18 protein-coding genes and 1 tRNA gene are annotated in these 21,616 nt (G+C 63.5%); 10 read left to right on the forward strand and 9 right to left on the reverse strand.

The window, feature by feature from the left end:
- Positions 1-145 precede the first annotated feature (145 nt).
- From ACN9M1_RS06440 to ACN9M1_RS06455, 4 genes are all read left to right on the forward strand, one after another.
- Complete coding sequence (locus tag ACN9M1_RS06440; RefSeq protein WP_426398369.1) at positions 146-469, forward strand: hypothetical protein; 324 nt, start codon at positions 146-148, stop codon at positions 467-469.
- A 7-nt stretch (positions 470-476) separates the two neighbouring features.
- Positions 477-887, forward strand: a complete 411-nt coding sequence (locus tag ACN9M1_RS06445; protein WP_426398370.1) for a hypothetical protein — start codon at positions 477-479, stop codon at positions 885-887.
- 416 nt (positions 888-1,303) lie between these two features.
- A complete protein-coding gene (locus ACN9M1_RS06450) occupies positions 1,304-1,792 on the forward strand; it encodes a hypothetical protein (RefSeq protein WP_426398372.1) in 489 nt (162 codons plus the stop codon).
- 66 nt (positions 1,793-1,858) lie between these two features.
- Positions 1,859-6,631, forward strand: a complete 4,773-nt coding sequence (locus ACN9M1_RS06455; RefSeq protein ID WP_426398373.1) for a transglycosylase SLT domain-containing protein — start codon at positions 1,859-1,861, stop codon at positions 6,629-6,631.
- 33 nt (positions 6,632-6,664) lie between these two features.
- Here the strand turns inward: ACN9M1_RS06455 and ACN9M1_RS06460 are convergent, their stop codons facing one another.
- On the reverse strand, positions 6,665-7,750 hold the full coding sequence (locus tag ACN9M1_RS06460; protein WP_426398374.1) for a tyrosine-type recombinase/integrase: 1,086 nt from the start codon (positions 7,748-7,750) through the stop codon (positions 6,665-6,667).
- 293 nt (positions 7,751-8,043) lie between these two features.
- Positions 8,044-8,120 (reverse strand) — tRNA-Arg (locus ACN9M1_RS06465).
- Between the two features lie 661 nt (positions 8,121-8,781).
- Here ACN9M1_RS06465 and ACN9M1_RS06470 point away from each other — a divergent pair.
- Entirely contained in the window at positions 8,782-8,985 is a 204-nt protein-coding gene (locus ACN9M1_RS06470; protein ID WP_426398375.1) for a hypothetical protein, read from the forward strand.
- A gap of 12 nt (positions 8,986-8,997) precedes the next feature.
- On the opposite strand, the gene ACN9M1_RS06475 is transcribed toward ACN9M1_RS06470, so the two are convergent.
- Genes ACN9M1_RS06475 through wrbA form a run of 3 tightly spaced genes read right to left on the reverse strand, consistent with a single transcriptional unit; the run spans position 8,998 to position 11,410 of the window.
- Positions 8,998-10,410 (reverse strand): FAD-binding oxidoreductase, encoded by a 1,413-nt coding sequence (locus ACN9M1_RS06475; RefSeq protein WP_426398377.1) that lies wholly within the window; start codon positions 10,408-10,410, stop codon positions 8,998-9,000.
- 6 nt (positions 10,411-10,416) lie between these two features.
- Entirely contained in the window at positions 10,417-10,809 is a 393-nt protein-coding gene (locus ACN9M1_RS06480; protein ID WP_426398379.1) for a DUF2069 domain-containing protein, read from the reverse strand.
- Between the two features lie 7 nt (positions 10,810-10,816).
- Positions 10,817-11,410, reverse strand: coding sequence for an NAD(P)H:quinone oxidoreductase (gene wrbA / locus ACN9M1_RS06485; RefSeq protein WP_426398381.1), 594 nt, complete (start codon positions 11,408-11,410; stop codon positions 10,817-10,819).
- Between the two features lie 78 nt (positions 11,411-11,488).
- On the opposite strand from wrbA, the gene ACN9M1_RS06490 reads away from it, so the two are divergent.
- Positions 11,489-12,799, forward strand: coding sequence for a YihY family inner membrane protein (locus ACN9M1_RS06490; protein WP_426398383.1), 1,311 nt, complete (start codon positions 11,489-11,491; stop codon positions 12,797-12,799).
- A gap of 4 nt (positions 12,800-12,803) precedes the next feature.
- Here ACN9M1_RS06490 and ACN9M1_RS06495 read toward each other — a convergent pair whose 3' ends face one another.
- The 3 genes from ACN9M1_RS06495 to ACN9M1_RS06505 are packed head-to-tail and all read right to left on the reverse strand — an operon-like array spanning position 12,804 to position 15,309.
- Positions 12,804-13,121 carry an Mpo1-like protein gene (locus tag ACN9M1_RS06495; protein WP_426398385.1) on the reverse strand — a complete coding sequence of 106 codons (318 nt, stop codon included), beginning with the start codon at positions 13,119-13,121 and terminating at the stop codon, positions 12,804-12,806.
- A 29-nt stretch (positions 13,122-13,150) separates the two neighbouring features.
- Positions 13,151-13,975, reverse strand: coding sequence for an alpha/beta fold hydrolase (locus ACN9M1_RS06500; protein WP_426398387.1), 825 nt, complete (start codon positions 13,973-13,975; stop codon positions 13,151-13,153).
- Positions 13,975-15,309, reverse strand: coding sequence for an O-acetylhomoserine aminocarboxypropyltransferase (locus ACN9M1_RS06505; protein ID WP_426398389.1), 1,335 nt, complete (start codon positions 15,307-15,309; stop codon positions 13,975-13,977). The genes ACN9M1_RS06500 and ACN9M1_RS06505 overlap by 1 nt, the downstream gene beginning before the upstream one ends.
- A 240-nt stretch (positions 15,310-15,549) precedes the next feature.
- On the opposite strand from ACN9M1_RS06505, the gene ACN9M1_RS06510 reads away from it, so the two are divergent.
- From ACN9M1_RS06510 to aroC, 4 genes are all read left to right on the forward strand, one after another.
- A complete protein-coding gene (locus ACN9M1_RS06510) occupies positions 15,550-16,014 on the forward strand; it encodes a CBS domain-containing protein (protein WP_426398390.1) in 465 nt (154 codons plus the stop codon).
- Between the two features lie 81 nt (positions 16,015-16,095).
- Positions 16,096-18,003 (forward strand): MFS transporter, encoded by a 1,908-nt coding sequence (locus ACN9M1_RS06515; protein WP_426398391.1) that lies wholly within the window; start codon positions 16,096-16,098, stop codon positions 18,001-18,003.
- A 63-nt stretch (positions 18,004-18,066) separates the two neighbouring features.
- The gene (locus ACN9M1_RS06520) at positions 18,067-18,480 is read left to right on the forward strand and encodes an FKBP-type peptidyl-prolyl cis-trans isomerase (protein ID WP_426398393.1); all 414 of its coding nucleotides are present in this window, start codon (positions 18,067-18,069) and stop codon (positions 18,478-18,480) included.
- 100 nt (positions 18,481-18,580) lie between these two features.
- Positions 18,581-19,681, forward strand: coding sequence for a chorismate synthase (gene aroC / locus ACN9M1_RS06525; protein WP_426398394.1), 1,101 nt, complete (start codon positions 18,581-18,583; stop codon positions 19,679-19,681).
- A 65-nt stretch (positions 19,682-19,746) separates the two neighbouring features.
- Here the strand turns inward: aroC and ACN9M1_RS06530 are convergent, their stop codons facing one another.
- Complete coding sequence (locus tag ACN9M1_RS06530) at positions 19,747-21,432, reverse strand: 4Fe-4S dicluster domain-containing protein (protein ID WP_426398395.1); 1,686 nt, start codon at positions 21,430-21,432, stop codon at positions 19,747-19,749.
- Between the last annotated feature and the right edge of the window lie 184 nt (positions 21,433-21,616).

Raw genomic sequence — 21,616 nt, forward strand, 5'->3', positions numbered from 1 at the left:
GGTTCACCATGCGCTTCAAGGTGCTGCCAACGCCCAAGGGCGCATTCACCCAACTCAGTCGCCCCACGCCTCTCAAGGCCTGAAGGCTACCCAAGCTGAACGCCGCAGGCGTCCGGCCCCCAACACCAATCCACAAGGAACCAACATGGAAATCGAACAAACCTCCGCCTACAGGGAATTCCAGCAACAGACGCAGCGAGACCATGCTCGGAATCAGGCCCTGACAACGGCACCTGATTACGTCTCGCTGTCGCAATACCGACAGTCGCAGACCATCCTGAACGCTGCCGGCCTCAGCGGCCTCGATCCGCACGGCAGCCTGTCGCCGGATGCAGCACAACAGGCGGTACATTCCACCGCACGCTGCTTCGGCTCGACACATCGGGGCGGCGGTTGCACGACGGTGACGGACGAGCAGTACCCGCCTGGACATCCGCTGCGCACGCGTCGTGTGTCGTACACGTACTGAGGTGAGCATGAGCATTACGTACGCGGCAAGAGCCAACAAGATCGGGCATGACATAGCAATGCTGGAGGCCGAGTGGGGAGCCGCCCGCCGAGCGGACCACATGGCTTTCCTCTGGAAAGATGCCATCAATCGTATGACCGACGAGCAGAAGCAGGCCGAGCTGGATGCCCTGTGCTGGGAGTGGTGGGCGCGCACGCGCGACATGGGCACGTGCAAACACGACTGGGATGCGTTGTTCACCATGCTTCATCCGCTGTACGTCTGGTGGCGCAGCGAGGACCGCAAAGACCAGCCGATGCATCCTGCCTTAGAGGCGCTGGAGAAGTGGGAGCAACCGGCAAGTGAGTTTCGCTTGTCGGGACAATTGAGCGCCGCGCGGGGCACGTTGGCTTTGCTGGATGCTGTCCGACCCGTGTGAACGTGGCGGGTATACAACGACAGCCCTTCGCTCGACGCTCTGCACAGCAGTTGACACTGCGAGCGCGCAAAGGGCGGGGCGCTTGGAGTGACTGTAGACGTTCGGCAGTCGCGGGACAAATCAATCTCTTTCTGCGCACTTGTCGGGCTGTATGCACGTCACTAGACTGCGCGCCGTTGCGTAGACAAACGCGACCGGGCTTGGCCGCTCGACTAGCAGAGGCGCGATCCCGTCGTGAGCGGCGGTATCATCTGCGCCGTTGCCTTCGCACGCCCTTTCAATGGCGGGCCGAGGCGGGGACACCTTCAGGTGTGCCGGTGCCTGCTAGCCGGTCGGCCAACCCCGCCTTTGGTCCGCCACCCGTATCTTGGCCGATGCACGGCGGACCTCCACACCCACTAGCAGGAGTCCGCATCATGCGCCAAGCCATCGCTCATCCTGAGCAAGCCTGTCATTCCCAAGTTACCCGCCAATCCCGCTACCCCCAGTGCGAGGTAAAGGCCGCGTACAACCTCGGCAAGTTCGCCGCGATGTACTGGCCCGCCGCCCGTAAGGCGTTGCCCGCAGGAGCAACCATCGGCGACTACCGCCTCAAGTGCGAGGCCGATTTGCTGGCGACCTTCTCGCCCGAGGGGCGTGGCCTCCTGGACCCATTTCTCGACGGTTTCAACGACGAGGTAGCACGTCGGGCCACGAGCGGCATGTCCGGATTCGAGGACGCTCGCGAAGTGCTGGTCGCAGAGGCTCGCATGTACGAGCAGCTGCACCAGGAAGCCGACGCCGCGCATGAGGCTGCATGGCAGGCCATCGCGCACTTGCGAGAGGCTGACGAGAAGGGGCATGCGCGGTGCGTTGGCGCATACAAGGCTGTGAGGGCCTTCGATGCACTGGCTGCCTCTGCATAGACGAAGCAACAACCCAACCCATTCCCAAGGGCCGCGCAAGCGGCCTTTGTCACATCTGGAGAACACATGAAGTTTCAACCGACCGACGACCAACTGTCCAAGGCACAACAGCAGGACGACAAGCTCGGATTGCCGCGAGGCACCACTGCCCGCCAGATTACCCAGGAGTCCGGGTGGAACCCGAACGCCGTGTCGGCCAAGGGCGCGATGGGCTATGTCCAGGTCATCCCCAAAACGCTCTCCAAGTTGGAGCAGCGACTGAACATGAAGCTGGACCCGTCGAACTTCGACGATGCCCTCACCATCCACGGTGAGGTGATGGGCGAGAACCTGCGCCAGTTCGGCAACACGCCCGACGCCCTGCGCGCCTATAACGCAGGCTGGGACAAGAGCACCTGGAACAACCCGGAGACGAACGGGTACATCGAGACGATCATGGGCAACACCGACTTCACGCCGCGCGCTGCGGCGGGTAGCACGGGCGGCGGTGCGCTGCGCGAGAAGCTGGCGATGGCCGAGCGCTTCCGCCCGTCGTTCCAGCAGAAGGCCACGCAGGACGCGGCCACCAGCAACGCCGAGCAGTTGGCCGCGATTGGCCGCACGGACAACATGAGTGTCATGGACCGCATCGAGCAGGAAGGCGCTGCGCAGATTGCGGACACGACGCACGAGGTAGGGCTCGCTGAGTCGTTCACGCAGGGCGCTATCTGGAGCAACCTGACCGGGCGCATTGGTGACGTGTTCCGCCGCGAGCAGGCTACCCCTGGCTGGACGATGAACAGCGATCAGCGCGACGCTATGCGCAACGAGACGCCGGGTGTCTGGATGAACGACGACCTCCGCAACTACGTGCTGGGCGCAGGCAGCGATGCCGAGTGGGCACGCCGCATGGGTTGGGCGCAGCAGCGCGCTGACTTCCTGCACCGTCTGGATAACACCCGGGGGATGCAGGGCGTAGGGGCGCATACGATGATGTTTGCGGCGGGTCTGGGCGACCCTGCCATGCTGGTTGGAACCCTCGGCCTGGGTGCTGCGGTGTCCGGGATGCGAGCCCTGAACGCAATCCGGGCGGCGGAGGCCGCAGGCGTCGCAGCGCGCGTCCCCAGCCCGCTTTCGGCCATCGCATCAGCAGCAGCCGAGAACGTCGTTGCAGACGTGGCAATGCGCAAGCTGGACAACCAGGACATCGAGTGGACCGGCGTCGCGCAACAGGCGATGGTAGGTGCGGCCCTCGGCGGTTTCGGCCACCTCCTGCACACCAAGATGATGGGCCGCGATGACATTCACGCGGTCCAAGGCGCTGAGGGCAATCTCCAGACGACAGTGGACAACGCCGTAGCACGAGTCTCCGACCCCGTGCGCGACAACAGCGGTGGCACCATCGGCAGCAATCTGACCGAAGTTGCAGCCCACGACCCGACTGCCCACCTCCAGGAGCAACCGCGTCTTGTGTCTGTCCGCGAGGATGGCACACTGGTGGACCCGAACGTTGGCAAGGTCGGCTACCCGGACGTAGCCGCCAACGCAGGTCGGGACGTTCTGGCCGATCAGCCTCACCTGTACTCGGTGCGTGACTACGGCGCGCTGATGCACGAGCAGGCGAAGGTGGGCGACCTCCGCCGTGTCGCATCGAACGACACGTTCACGGCCAACGTCACCGAAATGTTCAAGAAGGACCGGGCCGAGACGGGGGCTGTGCGAGCTGAGTACATCCGCGAGCAAGGTGTAGCGAAGAACGCGACCGAGCCGCTGGCATCGACGCAAGGCATCCGTGCAGAGCTGGCTCGTATCGCTGACAGTCAAGACTCACTGGCCGCGTCACTGGCAGTGCGCCTGCGCGACTCCATTCGCGATGACGTAGCGTTCACCCGCACGGACCACGAGTCCAACGGAGGGACTTACAGTCTCTCCAACCACTCGGTTCGCGTAGGTAGCAAAGCCGACGACTTCGTTGTGCTGCACGAGGCAGCGCACGCGGCCACGGCGTACAAGCTGGAGTACGGCCTGAGCAACCCAAACTCGGCACACGGCAAGATTGTCAAGGAGCTGGAGGCGTTGCGTGAGGAAGCTGCCGCTGCGTTTGAGAAGAACGACCGCATGGCGAAGCACTACCTCGGCAACGTGCACGAGTTCGTAGCCGGCCTGTTCAGTGGCAAGTCCGAGTTCATCAACCTGCTGGCTGGCATGAAGAAGGAAGGCCAGTCCATCCTGGGCCGCCTGTTCAACGGTGTACGTCGCCTGCTTGGCCTGGACGTGTCCGAGTCGTCCGCCCTGGCACGGGCCATGAACCTCACCGACCGGCTGCTGGACGAGCCACTGAGCACGACGGTATTCCGCAGCGACGGTCGCCACTTCTCGGTGCTGCAAAGCCCGAACACGCTGCGCGACGAGTCCAAGGCATCGCCGCTGGTGCAAGCCTTCGGCCAGCACATCGCGGACCACCAGGAACTCAAGACGGACGTGTCCCGCCGCGCCGAGGCGTGGTACGGCAAATCCAACATCCTGTGGGACACACCGGGCCTGGGCAAGCTGCGCCGTGCGCTGGATTCGGTGGGCCTCCGCCTGGGCATGTCGGAGTCCAAGGGCGTACGCCTGTGGTCGTCCATCCTGGGCGAGTCCGCCACCGGCATCAACCGCCAGCACGCGAACTCCGCAGCCATCGACAAGATCAGGCTGACGCACCTGTACAAGCAGGGCTTCATCGAGCTGTACAACCAAATCCTCCCGACGCTTCTGAACGGCAAGGACAAGCTCAAGCTCGCTGCGGGCGGTGGTATGGAAGCCGAGAAGGCAATCGGACGCAAGGTGGCCGAGCTGCGTGAGGCGAAGCGCAAGGAACGGCTGGCAGGCCGCGACAGCGGGAAGTATGAGGACACGCCGTACGGCAAGCTGGCCGCAGCACTGGACGGCTTCTGGCGCAACATCACGGAGGACTCTCTCCAGGCTGGCGAAGCACTCGGTACGGCCATCCACAACGGGATGGGCTGGCAGGGCCACATGCCTTACCGATGGGACTGGTCAGGCATTCTGGATGCGTACCACAACGACGTGCCGAAGTTCAACGAGTTCAAGGGCCTGATCCGCGAGCAGTACGTGGCGAAGGTGCTGGACCCAATGATGGCGAAGCTGCGTGACGTTGGTCCGCAGACGCCCGAGGCATTCGACGCCCTGCACACGGAAGTCATGGAGAAGGTCCGCAACTTGACCGACCGCTACGTGGACATGGTGATGCGCAGTCCCGAGGAGCGCATCCAGCACACCGACAATCACTTCCAGGCAATCGCTGGCGACCTGCTGGCCGAGGACTGGAAGAATGCGAAGGTGACGCCGGAAATGATCTCGGCCTTCAAGCAGAGGCTGGCGGAGATTCGTGACGACCGCACGCGCACGGAGTTCGATCTCCTGGCGCAGTCACCCAACGGCGTGTCGCTGATGGACTTCCTGGACACGGACCTGGGCCGCATGGTCAATGGGAACGCATCCAAGTTCGCAGGCAGCATCGCCCTGGCCCGTCGTGGCCTCAAGAGCGTGGAGCACATCGACGCTCTCAAGGAAGCTCTGCGACGCGACGGTGCAAGCCCCAAAGAGATCGACGACATCGACTTCCTGATCCGCAGCCACCAGGACCGCCTGAACAACGGTGAGTCCGCCGTGGCCTCCATGCTCCAGATGGGCGCACACATGTCGATGATGGGCAAGATCGGCTTCAACGCCCTGGCCGATGCTGCGGGCGTGGTTGCTGCTGTCGGCGTGCGTGGCCTCTTCAAGGTGCTGGGCACCGGCTTCTCGAAGCTGGAGACGCCGCTCATCAAGCAACTGGCGGAGCAAGCTGGCAGCCTGCTGGGCGTGGACTACCGTCTGCACATGCAGCAGACCTCGGAAGGACACCTCCGACCGGAGAGCCTGCTGGCCGAGGGCAGCACGTTCCGACGCATGATGGACAAGGGCGTCAACGCAGTGAACCACCTGTCCGGCCTGAACCTCGTCGGCAAGATGGTGCACCGTGGCCTGCTCCCTGCCATCACCGAGGAAATCTGGCAGCACCTCGCCACGGGCAAGTCCGTGATGGGCGACCGCCGCTTCGCTGACCTGGGCTTCCAAGCCTCGGACATCGAGCGCATCCAGGCGCAGATGCAGAAGTACGACGCAGGCCGCGCCAAGGGTGACGCGATCAACTGGGACAAGTGGGATGACCAGCACGCTGCGGACGCCTTCATCGGCGTGCTACACCGGGCGACGTTCCAGTCCATGCAGCGGGCCATGATCGGTGAGGTGCCGCGATGGGCCGCCGAAGGCACGCTTGGTAAGGTGGTCAGCCAGTTCCGCCGCTCCGGCCTCCTGGCCTCCGAGAAGCAGATGATGCGCAACCTGTTCATCGGCGACTCGAACACCTACACGGCGTTCACCTTTGCGACGGCTTGGGGCGCAATGTTGTATCAAGCCAAGGCGTACACCAACACCATCGGCATGTCCGATCAGCAGCGGGACAAGTACCTCAAGGAGAACCTGTCCGGTTACAAGCTGGCAACCGGCGTGGCGGTCATGGTGAACATGGCGGGCCTCCTGCCCGACTCGATGGACGCAGGCTCGCTGATGTTCGGCGGCCAGACGCACGGCAACAGCGGCCCCATCGCAGCCCTGGGCTACCTCCAGAACCTGGGGCGTGGCGTGTCAGCCGTGGGCAACATGGCCTACGGCGCGGCAACCGGCCACAAGCAGGGTAGCGTCGATCCGGTGGATTACTTGAAGGAGGTGAAGAACGGAACCCGCTGGGTGCCCGGTGCGAACACCATCTTCGGTACGGCGCTGTCCAACGAGCTTGTGCGCGAGGCCCGGTAATGATGATTGGCCCCGCTTCGGCGGGGATTTTCTTCAACGGTGCGGTTCATCCGTATCCGGTTCAGGGTCCAGCTTGTCAGCCAGCTTGGATGCATCCAGGTGGGTGTATCGCATGAGCATCCGCGTGTCCTTGTGGCCGATGATGGACGCGACCTCCGGCACGTTCAACCCCTTCTCGAACAAGCGGCTGGTTGCTTCGTGCCGCAGGTCGTGGAAGTGGAAGTTCTTGATACCAGCTCGCTGGCATGAGCGAATGAAGGACCGTTTCACCGCTTCGCCGGTTAGGCCGGGGAATACCCGCCTGCGTCGCATACCCTGCGGGGCGATGCCCTCAAGGGTCTCGACTGCACGGCGAGACAGCGGGACAGCGCGTCCGTGGCCGTTCTTGGTCTGGCCCGTCATCAACCGGATTGTTCGATTGGGCAGGAGCACACGCTCCCATGTCAGGGCCACCAGCTCGGACTGGCGCATGCCTGTCTCTAGGGCCAGCTCTACGATCTGACGCAGGTAGCCTCCACGCGCATCTGCGATTGCCGCGAACAGCGCTGCCTCCTCCTTGGCCGAGAGACGGCGATCACGGGGCGATGGGTTCTTCGGGCGGCGGATTCCATTGAGCACGCTTTTGGGGATGGCGATGTCCCACTCCTGGACTGCCAGCTTGAACACCGCGCTCAGGAGGTTCAGGTCGCGGTTGACCGTACTGGCTGCGACTTTCTTGAGTCGCTTATCCCGCCACTCGCGCAGGTCGCCCGGCGTCAACTCTGCTACACGAATCAGGGCGAGCGGCGATTTCATCAAGGCGCGCAGGCGTATCGCCTCCACGTCGGCCCCTTTCTTCTTCGGCGTCTCTACGGTCATGTAGCGCTTTAGGAGGTCCGCGACGACGAGGCGCTGCTCAGGGGTTTCTGGTGGGGGCTCCGGTGGCGTCTGTGGCGGCGGGGGTGCTTGCTTGGCAGCAGCGATGCGCGCCTTCAACTCCGTTTCGGCTGCGAGCATCCATTGCTCGGCCTCGTCGCGGGTCGGAAAGTTTCGGGAGAGGTGCGGAAAACCCTTGCGCCGGATGCGTACTTGGAAGGTCGGTTCGCCTGCGTTGTCGGCGCGCTCGAAGATGGTGCCCATGACCGTCATCCTCCTTGGTGGATGCACGACGGTACTTAAGCTTTGCGCTCGTGACTCTGTGCAGGTTGCGCGCCCATCGCGGACGCTTGGACAGCTTATGTCACCGGTGTCCCTCCCGCCAATGGCTGCCGCTGCCTTTGGTGCAGTGAGCGGATCGGGAGGGCTGTAGAGCGCCCCGCTTGGGGCGGTAGAATCAGTCACACCGTAGTCACACTGAATTGTGACTACGACCAACTTTCAACCAACGACCGTTGGATGTGCCTTTCGTAAGTCCTTGATTCTTATAGAGTCTTTGGCCTGCCCAGAGGGATTCGAACCCCCGACCGTCGGCTTAGAAGGCCGATGCTCTATCCAACTGAGCTATGGGCAGATGCGAGGCTGCCCAGGCAAACCACTGGCGCGCGGCCTCCGGATACCTGGGAGGCCGCGATTCTAACAGATGGGCATGCCCCGGTTTGCTAGTGCTGAGGCGGGATTTCGGGCGGCACCTCGCCGGGCGGCAGTTCGATGGGGGGCGTCTGCGGTTCAGGGTCGTGGACGGGATCATGCGCCGGCTCATCCGGAGGCGGCATTTCTGGCGGTGGGTGAGGGGGCGCCTCTGACGGCATCGGCGGCGTGATATGCGCGGACCAGGGCAGATCTGGCAGGACGGAATACATGGCAGCTCCGTGGGTATCAGTGCGAAGAGTCGGGGTTTGCCCTGATCCACCCCGCAAGCGTCGTTCCTGCGCATCATCCAAATGGTGATACCTAAAATACGTACCCCCCAAATGGGGGGATTTTTGATACATTTCGTGGCGTCGGGTAGTGCCACATACAACAACAGTTTTTATTCGAAATTCCACGCAACGACGTGGAACACCGTGCCTACGCACGCCAATGCGCGTGACGGATGCCTTTTCGGTTCCGACCAGACGGGAAATCAGGGGAGTCTTGTTTGGGCAGCCTTTTTGGGCGGCCCGTGCTGCTGTGTTTCGCCGGCAACAGGGGGCCAGGCGAGGCGACAGCCATGGGGCAGGGAGGAAACATCAATGAGCACGCGTCACGCACGACGCCCAACGGGGGCGTCTCGAGGCACCTACGTCCGTAACGCCCAGAGTGGGCGCATCGGCGATCGTTCCAATGCAGCCGATCATCGCTTGCCGCCCACCGGCGTGCCGCGCATGCTGCTGTGGTTGCTGGGGGCGACAATTCTCTTTGCGGTGGCCAACTACACGCTGAAGCTCTTCGGCTGAAACCCAGCGTTACTACAACACCTTCCCAGGATTCATCAGCCCGCGCGGGTCCAGCGCCTGCTTGATCGCGCGCATGGTGGCCAGTTCCACGGCGCTCTTGTAGCGCGCGTTGTCTTCTCGCTTGAGCTGGCCGATGCCATGCTCGGCAGAGATCGAGCCGCCGTGCGCATGCACGCTGTCGTACACGATGCGGTTGATGCCGTCCTGGTTGGCGAGAAAATCGTCGTGCGCATGCCCTTCCGGCGGCGACACGTTGTAGTGTAGATTGCCGTCACCGAGGTGCCCGAACGTGACCATGCGGATGCTCGGGTACGCCGCCGCCAGCGCGCGGTCTGTCACGTCGATGAAGTCGGCAATGCGCGAGATCGGCACGGCAATGTCGTGCTTGATGTTCTTGCCTTCGTCGGCCTGGGCCAAGGGGATGTGCTCGCGTAGGTTCCAGAAGTCGCGTGACTGCGCCACCGATTCCGCCACGGCTGCGTCATCGATTACGCCGCGTGCGAGCGCGTCTTCCATGAGCGATTCGAACAGCGCGCGGGCGTGTTCTTCGCTTTCCAGGTCAGACAGTTCCAGCAGCACGTATTGCGGATAGGCCTGCGTGAACGGCACGCGCAACTGCGGGTAGTGCTTGCGCACGAGGTCGAGGCAAAACGCCGACATCAGCTCGAAGCCTGTCAGCAGCGTCCCGGCATGACCTTGCGCCAGAGAGAGAAATGCCAGCGCTTGACGCGGGGATTGCAGTGCCGCCAGCGCCGTTACCTGGGCGCGCGGCTGCGGAAACAGCTTCAGCATGGCGCCGGTGATGATGCCCAGCGTGCCTTCCGCGCCGATCAACAAGTCGCGCAGGTCGTAGCCGGTGTTGTCTTTGCGCAGGCCGCGCAGGCCGTTCCACAGTTCGCCGTTGGGCAGCACGGCTTCGATACCCAGGCACAACTCGCGCGCGTTGCCGTAGCGCAGGACGGCGGTGCCGCCCGCGTTGGTCGCCAGGTTGCCGCCGATGGTGCAACTGCCTTCCGCCGCCAAGCTGAGCGGGAAGAGCCGATCAGCATCCGCAGCAGCCTGCTGCACGTTGGCCAGGATGCAGCCAGCATCCACGGTGATGGTGTTGTTGATCGCGTCGACCGCGCGTACGCGCTGCATGCGCTGCAGAGAGATGACGACCGCGCTGCCCTCCATATCGGGCGTGGCGCCGCCACACAGCCCCGTATTGCCGCCTTGCGGAACGATCGGCACGCCGTGCGCGTTGCACAGCTGCACCAGCGCACTCACTTCCCCTGCGTTGGCGGGGCGCAGCACCGCGCGTGCACGGCCCGAATAACGCTTGCGCCAGTCGGTCAGATAGGGCGCTTGGTCTTCGGGGGCTGTCAGAGCGTGCGCAGCGCCAACGGCATCAACGCAGGCTTGCAGGAAGGCATCGTCGGTCATGGCGGATCAGGTGTGCTGGCGGGCACGTGCCTTGGCAGCACGCTTGAATGGGCGCAGATAGAAGATGGTCGCAAAGAAGAAGACCACGCTGAGCATCACCTCGCCCCACGCGAGCGAGCGCGACAGCCCAGCATCGGACGTTGCCCGCACGATGCCTTCGGTAAAGAACAGCAGAATGAACATCGACGCCCACTGCATGGTGTAACGGTTCTTGCGCAGCACGCCGGGCAACGGCCACGCTAGCAGCAGCGCCTTGAGCGCCAGCCACGAGCCGCCTGGGCGCACGGGCGCGAGCCACAGCTCCCACGCCGCACACAGGAGGATTAGCGCGACAAGGCTCGCTGCGCTCAGCAGAAACAGTGCCCGGGATTCGGCGATGGCGTCGTGGGTGTCTGTCATGCGGCGGTCATGCGGCGAGCTTGAGAGCAGTCTGCGCAAGCCGTCGGCCCATGGCGGTGGCAAGCGTGCGTTCGTGCGCGGTGAGCGGAGCGGTATCGCCACGGTGCGCGACGTGCGAGGGCCCGTAGGGCGTGCCGCCGGCCTCGGTGGAAAGGAGCTCGCTCTGCTGATACGGCAGGCCGAGGATCACCATGCCATGGTGCAACAGCGGCAGCATCATCGAGAGCAGGGTGGTTTCCTGCCCGCCGTGCATGCTGCCGGTGGACGTGAATACGCACGCCGGTTTGCCGGCCAGTGCGCCAGCCAGCCATTGCGGCGTGGTGCCATCCAGAAAGTACTTGAGCGGGGCGGCCATATTGCCGAAGCGCGTGGGCGAGCCCAAAGCCAGGCCCACACATTCTTCCAGGTCGCGCACTTCCACATAGGGCGGGCCGCTGTCGGGCACGTCGGGCTGCGTGGCTTCGCACACCGTGGAGACCGCTGGCACTGTGCGCACGCGCGCCTGTGCGCCGTCCACGGTTTCAATGCCATGCGCGATGGCTTCGGCCAGCGCGCGCGTGCTGCCGTGGCGGCTGTAGTACAGGACCAGAATATCTTTCATAACAAAGCGTTGAGAGCGTCGCGGTATTATAGTTGCGCCCCCCGATCCCCTCGTTGGCCTTGCGCCGCCTCATTCTTCATGCTTTTTCCCCCCCGAGTGCTTCGTCAATGGAATGCAACCAAGGTGCGTGCACTGGCGCGTTACGCGCTGCGCCGCGCGGGGGAAGATCGTCTGCCGCAGGTGGCCAGCAGCCTGACGTTTACGACGGTGCTCTCGCTGGTGCCGATCCTGACGGTGGCGTTTGCGCTGTTCACGGCGTTCCCGATGTTCAAGAGCTTTCGCGCGGACATCGAAGGCTACATGTTCAGCAACCTCGTGCCCGGCAGTATCAGCCGGCCGATCCTGACGTATCTCAACCAGTTTTCGACCAACGCCAAGGGGCTCACGGCAGCGGGTTTGATCGGCTTGGTGGTTACGTCCGTCATGACGATGCTGACGGTAGAGAACGCGCTCAACGCCATCTGGCGCGTGCGTCATCGGCGCCCGCTGGCGCAGCGGGTGCTGGTGTTCTGGGCGCTGGTGAGTTTTGGACCGGTGCTGATTGGCGCGAGCCTGTCGGTCAGTTCGTATCTGGTGTCGATTTCGGCGGGCTATGTGCACAAGCTGCCGTTTGGCCTGGGCGTGATCGTGGGTGTGGTGCCGATTCTGCTGTCGGCGATTGCGTTTGCGATGCTCTACGTGTTTGTGCCGAACACCAATGTGGATCGGCGCGACGCCTTCGTGGCGGGGCTCATTGCTGCCGGCGCATTTGAAATCGCCAAGCGGGTCTTTGGCTCGTACGTTGCGCACATTCCCACATACACGGCCGTCTACGGCGCGTTCGCCACGTTGCCGATCTTCCTGACGTGGATCTATGTGAGCTGGCTGGTCACCCTCCTGGGGGCTACGATTGCATCGACGCTGCCGATCATCCGCCAGGGTTACTGGCAGCGGCGCACGTTTCCGGGCAGTGAGTTTTTTGATGCGCTGGGCATTCTGCTGCTGCTGTACCGCGCGCGCGAACAGGCTCCGCGCACGGTGGCCGAGCAGGAAATCGGCCGACGCCTGCAGCTTGAAGCGGACTACCTCGCCGATCTGCTGACCAAACTGAAGGCGCTGCACCTGGTGGGCAAGCTGCAGCAGGATCGCGGTGAAACGCACTGGGCGCTGCTGTGCGATGCCCACGTGACCACGCTGCGGCCGCTCTACGAAAAGCTGGTGCTGAATCTGCCGCGCTTGCCGCGTACCGCCCTGGCGCGCCATTTGGGCGACACGCATGGGCTGGTGGATCGATTGCACAATCCAGCGCTCGACGCCACGCTGGAAGCCGTCTTTGCTTCCGGCGAGCGCGGTGTGGCCTCAGCCGCGCAAGCCGCTACCGCACCGGCATCTGCCGAGGTCACTGCCTGACGGCTCAGAACGGAATCTTTCCGACCCAGATGTCGCGGTACATCACCCAGTCGCCCATCAGACTGTAGAACGGGTGCCGGAAGGTCGCAGGCCGGTTCTTCTCAAAGCCGAAGTGGCCGACCCATGCAAAGGCATAGCCACTCACCGCCGCGCCCAGCAGCCACCACAGGTTGCCCGTAAAGACCAGCAAGATCAGGCATGCCAACGCTATTGTCGAGCCGACAAAATGCAGGCGCCGGCAAGTGCGGTCCTGGTGCTCGCCCAGGTAGAACGGGTAGAACTCGGCGAAGCTGCCGAAGTGGCGGGACTCAGTGGTGGCCATGATGCGTCTCCTGTTGCGGAGTGGGGCGGCTACGCGGCGACCGGCTCGCGTTCACGTGCAAAGGCGATCAGCGCGTCGAGCGTGCCGTCGGGGCATTCTCCCATGATGGCGTGTCCGCCGGGCAGCCCGACGACGCGGCTGCCTGCCAATCCTGCCGCGACCTGCCGGCCGGCTTTTGCGGGCGTCATCTGGTCTTTTTCGCCCACGATCACGAGTGACGGACACTTCACGGCGGCCATGGCTTCCGCGCCGCGCGCATAGGCGTTGCAGGCTGCGAAGTCCGTATGGAAGACCGGTGCTTCGGTGCCGCGCGCGACACGTTCCATCAAGCGCTGGCTGCCGCCGTGCATCCAGAAGCCCGGGCCGGGGGAAGACGGCTTGTTGGCCAGGCTGGAATGCGACCAGGTATTCACCATGTCGATTGCGCCCGCGGTGTTATTGAGTGCCGCATCGAGCAGCGCATCCGACACTTTCATCGGCCAGGCGGTCGCCACCAGCGCGATGCGGCGCACGCGATCGGCGTAGCGTGCAGCGCACTCCAGCGCAATCAGGGAGCCCATGCTGTGGCCGACCACCATCACCGGTTGCATCACGCCGGCGGCCTGCGCGAGCGCCATGACCCAGTCGGCCATGGCTTCCACGCTCTGCAGCGGAGCGCCAGCGCTGCGGCCGTGCCCGGGCAGATCCACTGCCAGCACGCTGAAACCGTGGTGCGCAAACCAGCGCGTCTGCAGCCCCCACACCGAATGATCGTTCTGCGCGCCGTGCACGAACACAACGCACGGCAATTCGGCGTTGAACGGCTTGCCGCCCGTGTAGGCGTAGGCCTGCTGGCCTTGTACGGTCCATTCCATCAGCGGGCTCCCGTTGTGTTGGTGGCGGTCTTGCCCGGTGCTGCCGACATTGCGCGTTCGGCGGCTTTCAGGCCGCGTTTGAGATCGTCGATCAGGTCGTCGGCGTCTTCCAGGCCGATCGACAGGCGGATCGTGCCCTCGCTGATGCCGGCTGCGGCCAGTGCGGCGGCGTCCATGCGGAAGTGCGTGGTGGACGCCGGGTGAATGACCAGCGACCGCGCATCGCCCACATTGGCCAGGTGCGAGAACAAACCGAGCGATTCGATGAACTGCTGGCCAGCACGTCGATCGCCCTTGAGGTCGAAGCTAAAAACGGCACCACAGCCGCGTGGCAGCAGGCGCTTGGCAAGGGCGTGATCCGGGTGCGATTCCAGCTCGGGGTAGGCGACCGATGCCACCATCGGATGGCTCGCCAGGAAGCTGACAATGCGGCGGGCGTTGTCTACGTGCCGCGCCATGCGTAGCGGCAGCGTTTCGATGCCTTGCAGCAGTTGCCATGCCGCCATCGGATTCATGCACGCGCCGAAGTCGCGCAAGCCTTCACGGCGCGCACGCAGCAGGAAGGGCGCCACGGTGCTTTCCTCGGCAAAGACCATGTCGTGGAAGCCCGCGTACGGCTCAGTCAGTTCGGGGTGCTTGCCGGCGGCCACGTAGTCGAACGTGCCACCATCAACCAGCACGCCGCCGATGGTCGTGCCGTGGCCACCGAGGAACTTGGTGGCGGAGTGGTAGGCGAGGTCCGCACCATGCGCAAACGGCTGCAGCAGCCACGGCGTCGTGAAGGTTGAATCGACCAGCAGAGGCACGCCCGCGTCATGCGCAATCGATGCCACGGTCGGGATGTCGAGCACATCCAGCCCCGGGTTGCCGAGCGTCTCGCCAAACAGCAACCGCGTGTTCGGGCGGATGGCGGCGCGCCAGCCATCAATGTCGCCGGGCTTGACGAAGGTGGTCTCAATGCCGAAACGGCGCAGCGTGTAGTGCAGCAGGTTGTGCGAGCCACCATACAGCGCCGACGAGGCCACGATATGCGAGCCCGCACCCATGAGCGTGACGATGGCCAGGTGCAGCGCTGCCTGGCCGGACGCCGTGGCGATGGCCCCGACGCCGTTTTCCAGCGCGGCCATGCGTTCTTCGAACACCGCGACGGTCGGGTTGGAAATACGCGAGTACACGTGGCCCGCGCGTTCCATGTTGAACAGTGACGCCGCGTGTTCGCTGTCGCGGAACACGAACGACGTGGTCAGGTGGATGGGCGTGGCGCGCGCCCCCGTGGTGGGGTCAGGCGCGGCACCGGCATGCAGGGCCAGCGTATCAAAGCGGGCTTTGGACATGGATTCAAGCGCCCAGACAGGGCGCGGGAGCAGGTTTGGACGGGGCATGCTAGCACTGCTCCCTGTTGCAGTGCATCTCGGGCAAACGCCGAGCGGGCGCGGTTTTTGACAGGTTTTTTCTGCGCCGCATGCTTGTCGAAGCGATCCGGTTTGGGCTAGGATCGAGACACAACCATAACCACAACCCGCGCACGGTCGCCCCCCGGCAGACCGGCACCCCGATACCCTGGGAGACGCACTATGAAAGTCAGCGATATTCTTCAAGTGAAGGGCAACACGCTCTACACCGTGTCCCCGGAAACCAAGCTCCAGGCAGCTGTGCTGACGATGGCCGACAAAGACATCGGCTCGTTGGTGGTCATGGAGCATGGTCAACTGGTCGGCATGCTGACCTTCCGGGAGATCATCGTGGTTCTTGCCAAGAATCATGGTTCCGTTGGCGACGGAACCACCATTCGCAAGGTGATGGACGACCATCCCGTTACCTGTACGCCGGCAACGGACGTTGACGAGGTCCGCCGCATGATGCTGGAGCACCACGTCCGCTATCTGCCTGTGCTCGACAACCGCACGCTGATGGGCGTGATTTCTTTCTACGACGTGGCCAAGGCTGTGGTCGAGGCCCAGGGCTTCGAGAACAAGATGCTCAAGGCCTATATCCGCGATTGGCCGGCGGAAGAAGAACAGCCAGCGAAGACTGACTGATCCGCCTAGTTGTTCGCCATATTCCTGAAACCCGCCCGCCGCAGCGAGCGGGTTTTTTGTTGAACCCTCAATCCTCTGCCGATGAGCCAATCGAGCCAGTTTTCCCTGCTGAAGCAACGTCGTTTTGCCCCGTTCTTCTGGACCCAGTTCCTCGGGGCGATGAACGACAACGTTTTCAAGGTCGCGTTTTCCTCGCTGGTGACGTACCACGCCGCGCTGTTCGGCAATGCGGACCCCGCCTCGGCAGCGTTCCTCATCTCAGCCATCTTCATTGCGCCATTCGTGCTGCTATCGGCCACAAGCGGCCAGATCGCCGATCGCATGGACAAGGCTCGGCTGATCCGCCTGGTCAAGACGCTGGAAATCGCCATCATGGTCATCGGCTGCGCGGGCTTTGCGCTGCGCCACGTTGAGCTGCTGTACCTCTGCACGTTCCTGATGGGCGTGCATTCGACGCTGTTTGGGCCGGTCAAGTACGCCTATCTGCCGCAGCATCTGCAATCGTCCGAGCTGGTTGGCGGCAACGGGTTGGTGGAGATGGGCACGTTTGTCGCCATCCTCGTCGGTACCATCGGTGGCGGCGAGTTGGCCAACTTCACGCGCAATGGTGATCTCATCGGGCCAACGCTCACGGGCATCGCCTGCATCATCATCGCGGTGAGCGGCTGGCTGACGGCGCGTGGCGTGCCGGTGTCGCCGGCCTCGCAACCGGACTTGCGCATCAACTGGAACCCCATCTCCGAGACGTGGCGCAACCTGAAGCTGGCCAGCAACCAGCGCGCGGTATTTCTGAGCCTGATGGGCATCTCGTGGCTGTGGTTCGTTGGCGCGACGTTCCTGACGTCATTCTTTGCCTTTGCGCGCAACGTGCTCGCCGGCGATCAAAACGTGGTGACGCTGCTGCTGGCAGTGTTTTCCATCGGCATCGGGCTCGGGTCGATGCTGTGTGAAAAGCTTTCGGGCCGCACGGTGGAAATTGGCCTCGTGCCGTTTGGCTCGATCGGCATGACGGTGTTTGCGGTGGATCTGTATTTCGCCTCGCATGCCGAGGCACTGGTCGCGCACGATGTGCTGACGGGCATTTCGGGTTTCCTGCAGAACCATCGCCACTGGCGTGTGCTGGCCGATCTGTTCCTGCTGGCCATGTTCGGCGGGTTCTATAGCGTGCCGCTGTACGCGCTGATCCAGAGCCGTTGTGAGCCGACGCACCGCGCGCGCATCATCGCCGCCAACAACATCCTCAATGCGCTGTTCATGATCGCCTCGGCGGTGCTGGCGATGGTGCTCACGCGCGCCGGGTTCACGATCCCGCAGTTGTTCCTCGTGACCGGCATCCTTAACGCCGTGGTGGCGATCTACATCTACACGCTCGTGCCGGAGTTCCTGATCCGCTTCGTGATGTGGCTGCTGATCCATACCGTCTACCGCGTGAAGGTGGAGGGCGCCGAGCAGATCCCGGATGAGGGCCCCTGCCTGCTGGTCTGCAATCACGTGAGCTTTGTCGACGCAGTGGTGGTGGGCGCGTTCGTGCGTCGCCCGGTGCGCTTCGTGATGGACCACCGCATCTTCAAAGTGCCGGTGCTGTCGTGGTTCTTCCGCACGGTCAAGGCAATTCCGATTGCGCCCATGCACGAAGATCCGGAGATGCTCAAGCGCGCTTACGACAGCATTGCCGCCGCGCTGACGGAGGGCGAGGTGGTCTGCATCTTCCCTGAGGGCAAGATCACCGCGACGGGGGAAATGAACCCCTTCAAGGAGGGCGTGCGCCGCATCGTCGAGCGCACCCCGGTGCCGGTGGTGCCGATGGCGCTGCGCGGGCTGTGGGGTAGCTTCTTCTCGCGCCATGGCGGCGCAGCGATGACGCGGCCGTTCCGGCGTGGCTTCCTGAACAGGCTTGAGCTGTGCATTGGTACGCCAGTGCCCGCACATGCCGTATCGCCCGAAGGCTTGCAGGCTGCGGTGCTGGCATTGCGTGGCGAGCGCCTCTAATCACCATTAACCGCCGCGCAATTCGATACACTGCCGGCTCCTCAACTTTTTTGGCATCCGCTTATGAAACGCCTTTCTCTGCTGCTGTGTGCTTCGTCGTTTGCCCTGGCTGCCGTTGCTGCGCAAGCTGCAGCCCCGTCGAGCGAAACCTTGCCCTCGGGCGTCATTGTCCAGACGCTGATCAAGGGCACCGGCCCGTCGCCCAAAGCGAGCGACACGGTCAAGGTGCACTACCGCGGCACGCTGACTGACGGCAAAGAGTTCGATAGCTCGTACAAGCGCGGCCAGCCGATTTCGTTCCCGCTGAACCGCGTGATTCCGTGTTGGACCGAAGGCGTGCAGAAGATGCAAGTCGGTGGCAAGGCCAAGCTGACCTGCCCGGCGGCGACGGCTTACGGCGAGCGTGGCGTGCCCGGCACGATTCCGCCCAATTCCACGCTGAACTTTGAAGTCGAGTTGCTTGGTATCGGTGGCTAATTGGGCGGCTGATCGGCCAATTGGTTGATCGGATTTACAATAGCAGTTTCCTGATGTTTCGCGCCGCCTCCGCCATGGCGGCGCTTTCGCGAGCACGATCATGTCTGGCAATACCCTGGGCCTGCTGTTTTCCGTTACCACCTTCGGCGAGTCGCATGGCCCCGCCATCGGCGCCGTCATCGACGGCTGCCCGCCAGGCATGGCACTTTCCGCAGAAGACATCCAGCCCGACCTGGATCGCCGCAAGCCCGGCACCTCGCGCCATGTCACGCAGCGCAAGGAAGAGGACCTGGTCGAGATTCTCTCCGGCGTATACGAGGGCAAGACGACCGGCACCCCCATCTGCCTGCTGATCCGCAACACCGACCAGCGCAGCAAGGACTACAGCAACATCGTCGAGACCTTCCGTCCCGGGCACGCTGATTACACCTACTGGCACAAGTACGGCATCCGCGACCCGCGCGGGGGTGGCCGCTCGTCGGCACGGTTGACGGCGCCGACGGTAGCCGCAGGCGCCGTCGCCAAGAAGTGGTTGCGCGAAAAGTTTGGCGTGGAAATCCACGGCTTCATGTCGCAGCTGGGCGATATCCAGATCCCGTTCATCGACTGGAACGAGGTGCCGAACAACCCGTTCTTCGCGCCGAATGCCGAGGTCATCCCCGAGCTGGAAACCTACATGGATGCACTGCGCAAGGACGGCGATTCCGTCGGTGCACGCATTGAAGTGGTCGCCACCGGCGTGCCGGTCGGCTGGGGCGAGCCGCTGTTCGATCGTCTGGACGCCGACATCGCCCACGCCATGATGGGTTTGAACGCGGTCAAGGGCGTTGAGATTGGCGCTGGCTTCCACGCTGTAGCCCAGCGAGGTTCCGAGCATGGTGATGAACTGACGCCGGAGGGCTTTGTCGGCAACAACGCCGGCGGCATTCTGGGTGGGATTTCGACGGGGCAGGACATTTCGGTGTCGCTGGCGATCAAGCCGACATCGAGCATTCGCACGCCGCGTCGTTCGATTGATAAGGTGGGCGATCCGGCGGTCGTGGAAACGTTCGGCCGCCATGACCCATGCGTGGGCATTCGGGCTACGCCGATTGCCGAAGCGTTGCTGGCGCTGGTGTTGATCGACCACGCCCTGCGCCATCGCGCGCAATGCGGCGATGTGTCGGTGGAGACGCCGGCGATCGCAGCGAAGGCGTCCTGAGTCGATTCGCGCAGACAACAAAAAAGACGGCTTGAAGCCGTCTTTTTTGTTGAGCGCTCGCCAGCTTACATGCCGACGTAGTTCGGGCCGCCACCGCCTTCCGGCGTCACCCACACGATGTTCTGCGTCGGGTCCTTGATATCGCAGGTCTTGCAGTGCACGCAGTTCTGCGCGTTGATCTGCAGGCGCTCCGTGCCTTCGTCGTTCTTGACGAACTCGTACACGCCGGCCGGGCAGTAGCGCTGCTCGGGGCCCGCAAACTGCGTCAGGTTGATGCGCGTTGGAACGGTCGGGTCTTTCAGCGTCAGGTGGGCCGGCTGATTCTCTTCGTGGTTGGTGTTCGAGATGAACACCGACGAGAGACGGTCAAACGTGATCTTGCCGTCCGGCTTCGGATACGCAATCTTCTCGCACTCCGCGGCCGGCTTGAGCGATTGGTTATCCGACTTGGTGCCATGCAACGTCCAAGGCGGGTTGCTGATGCCGATCTTCGGCAGCAGCCACTGCTCGACGCCGGTCATGATCTTGCCCAGCGTCGGGCTCTTCTTGAACCACAGCTTGAAGTTGCGCGACTGGTCCAGTTCTTCCTTCAGCCAGCTCTCTTCGAAGGCGGCTGGGTAGGCGGAGAGTTCATCAGCCGAGCGGCCAGCCGTCACCGCGTCGAACACCGCTTCGCCGCACATCATGCCGCTCTTGATGGCCGCGTGGCTGCCCTTGATGCGGGCAGCGTTCAGGTAGCCGGCGTCGCAGCCGACCAGCGCGCCGCCCGGGAACACCGTCTTGGGCAGCGCTTGCGGCGTACCGTTGTTGATTGCGCGGGCGCCGTAGCCAATGCGCTTGCCGCCTTCGATGTGCGCGCGGATGGCCGGGTGGGCCTTCCAGCGCTGCATCTCTTCGAACGGGCTCATCCACGGGTTCTTGTAGTCCAGGCCGATCACAAAGCCGAGCGTGACCTTGTTGTCTTCCAGGTGATACAGGAAGCCGCCGCCGAAGGTGTCGTCTTCCATCGGCCAGCCGGCGGTATGCACCACCAGGCCGGGCTTGGCCTTGGCCGGATCGATTTCCCAGAGTTCCTTGATACCGATGGCGAAGGTCTGCGGATCTTTGCCGGCGTTGAGCTTGAATTTCTCCAGCAGCTGGCGGCCCAGGTGGCCACGCGCGCCTTCGGCGAAGATCGTGTACTTGCCCAGCAGCTCCATGCCGAGCTGGAAGTTCTCGGTCGGCTCGCCGTCCTTGCCGATGCCCATGTTGCCGGTGGCAACACCGCGCACGGCGCCCTTGTTGTCATAGAGCACTTCAGCCGCGGCAAAGCCCGGGAAGATTTCCACGCCCAGCGCTTCAGCCTGCGTGGCCATCCACTTGACCACGTTCGACAGCGAGATGACGTAGCAGCCGTGGTTGTGGAAGTTGCGCGGCACCAGCCAGTCGGGTGTACGCTTCGAGCCGGTTTCGCTCAGGAAGAGCACGTCGTCGCCAGTCACCGCCTGGTTGAGCGGGGCGCCGTCGGCCTTCCAGTTGGGCAACAACTCGGTGATGGCGCGCGGGTCCATTACCGCGCCAGAGAGGATGTGTGCGCCGGGTTCAGAGCCTTTTTCCAGAACCACCACCGAGACATCCTTGCCGGTCTCGGCGGCGCGTTGCTTGATCCGTATCGCAGTCGCCAGGCCGGCAGGGCCGCCGCCGACGATCACGACGTCGTACTCCATGGACTCTCGGGGACCGTACTGTTCGAGGAGTTGCTGCTGGTTCATAGATGTCTCGTCGCTGCTTTGGGGACAGTTAGGGGCGTTTGCTTATTGGTATGGCGGATTGCTGCATTAGAATTTTCCGCATTGTCCGGGAGGCGCCCGGATGCGGCAAGAGAATTTTCTGAACGATCGTTCGATTTTTTGCTAAGCTGCGCCGAAATCACGTGCCCGGGCCGCTCACTAGCGA

The sequence above is a fragment of the Ralstonia sp. R-29 genome (assembly GCF_049913345.1).
Taxonomy (GTDB): Bacteria; Pseudomonadota; Gammaproteobacteria; order Burkholderiales; family Burkholderiaceae; genus Ralstonia.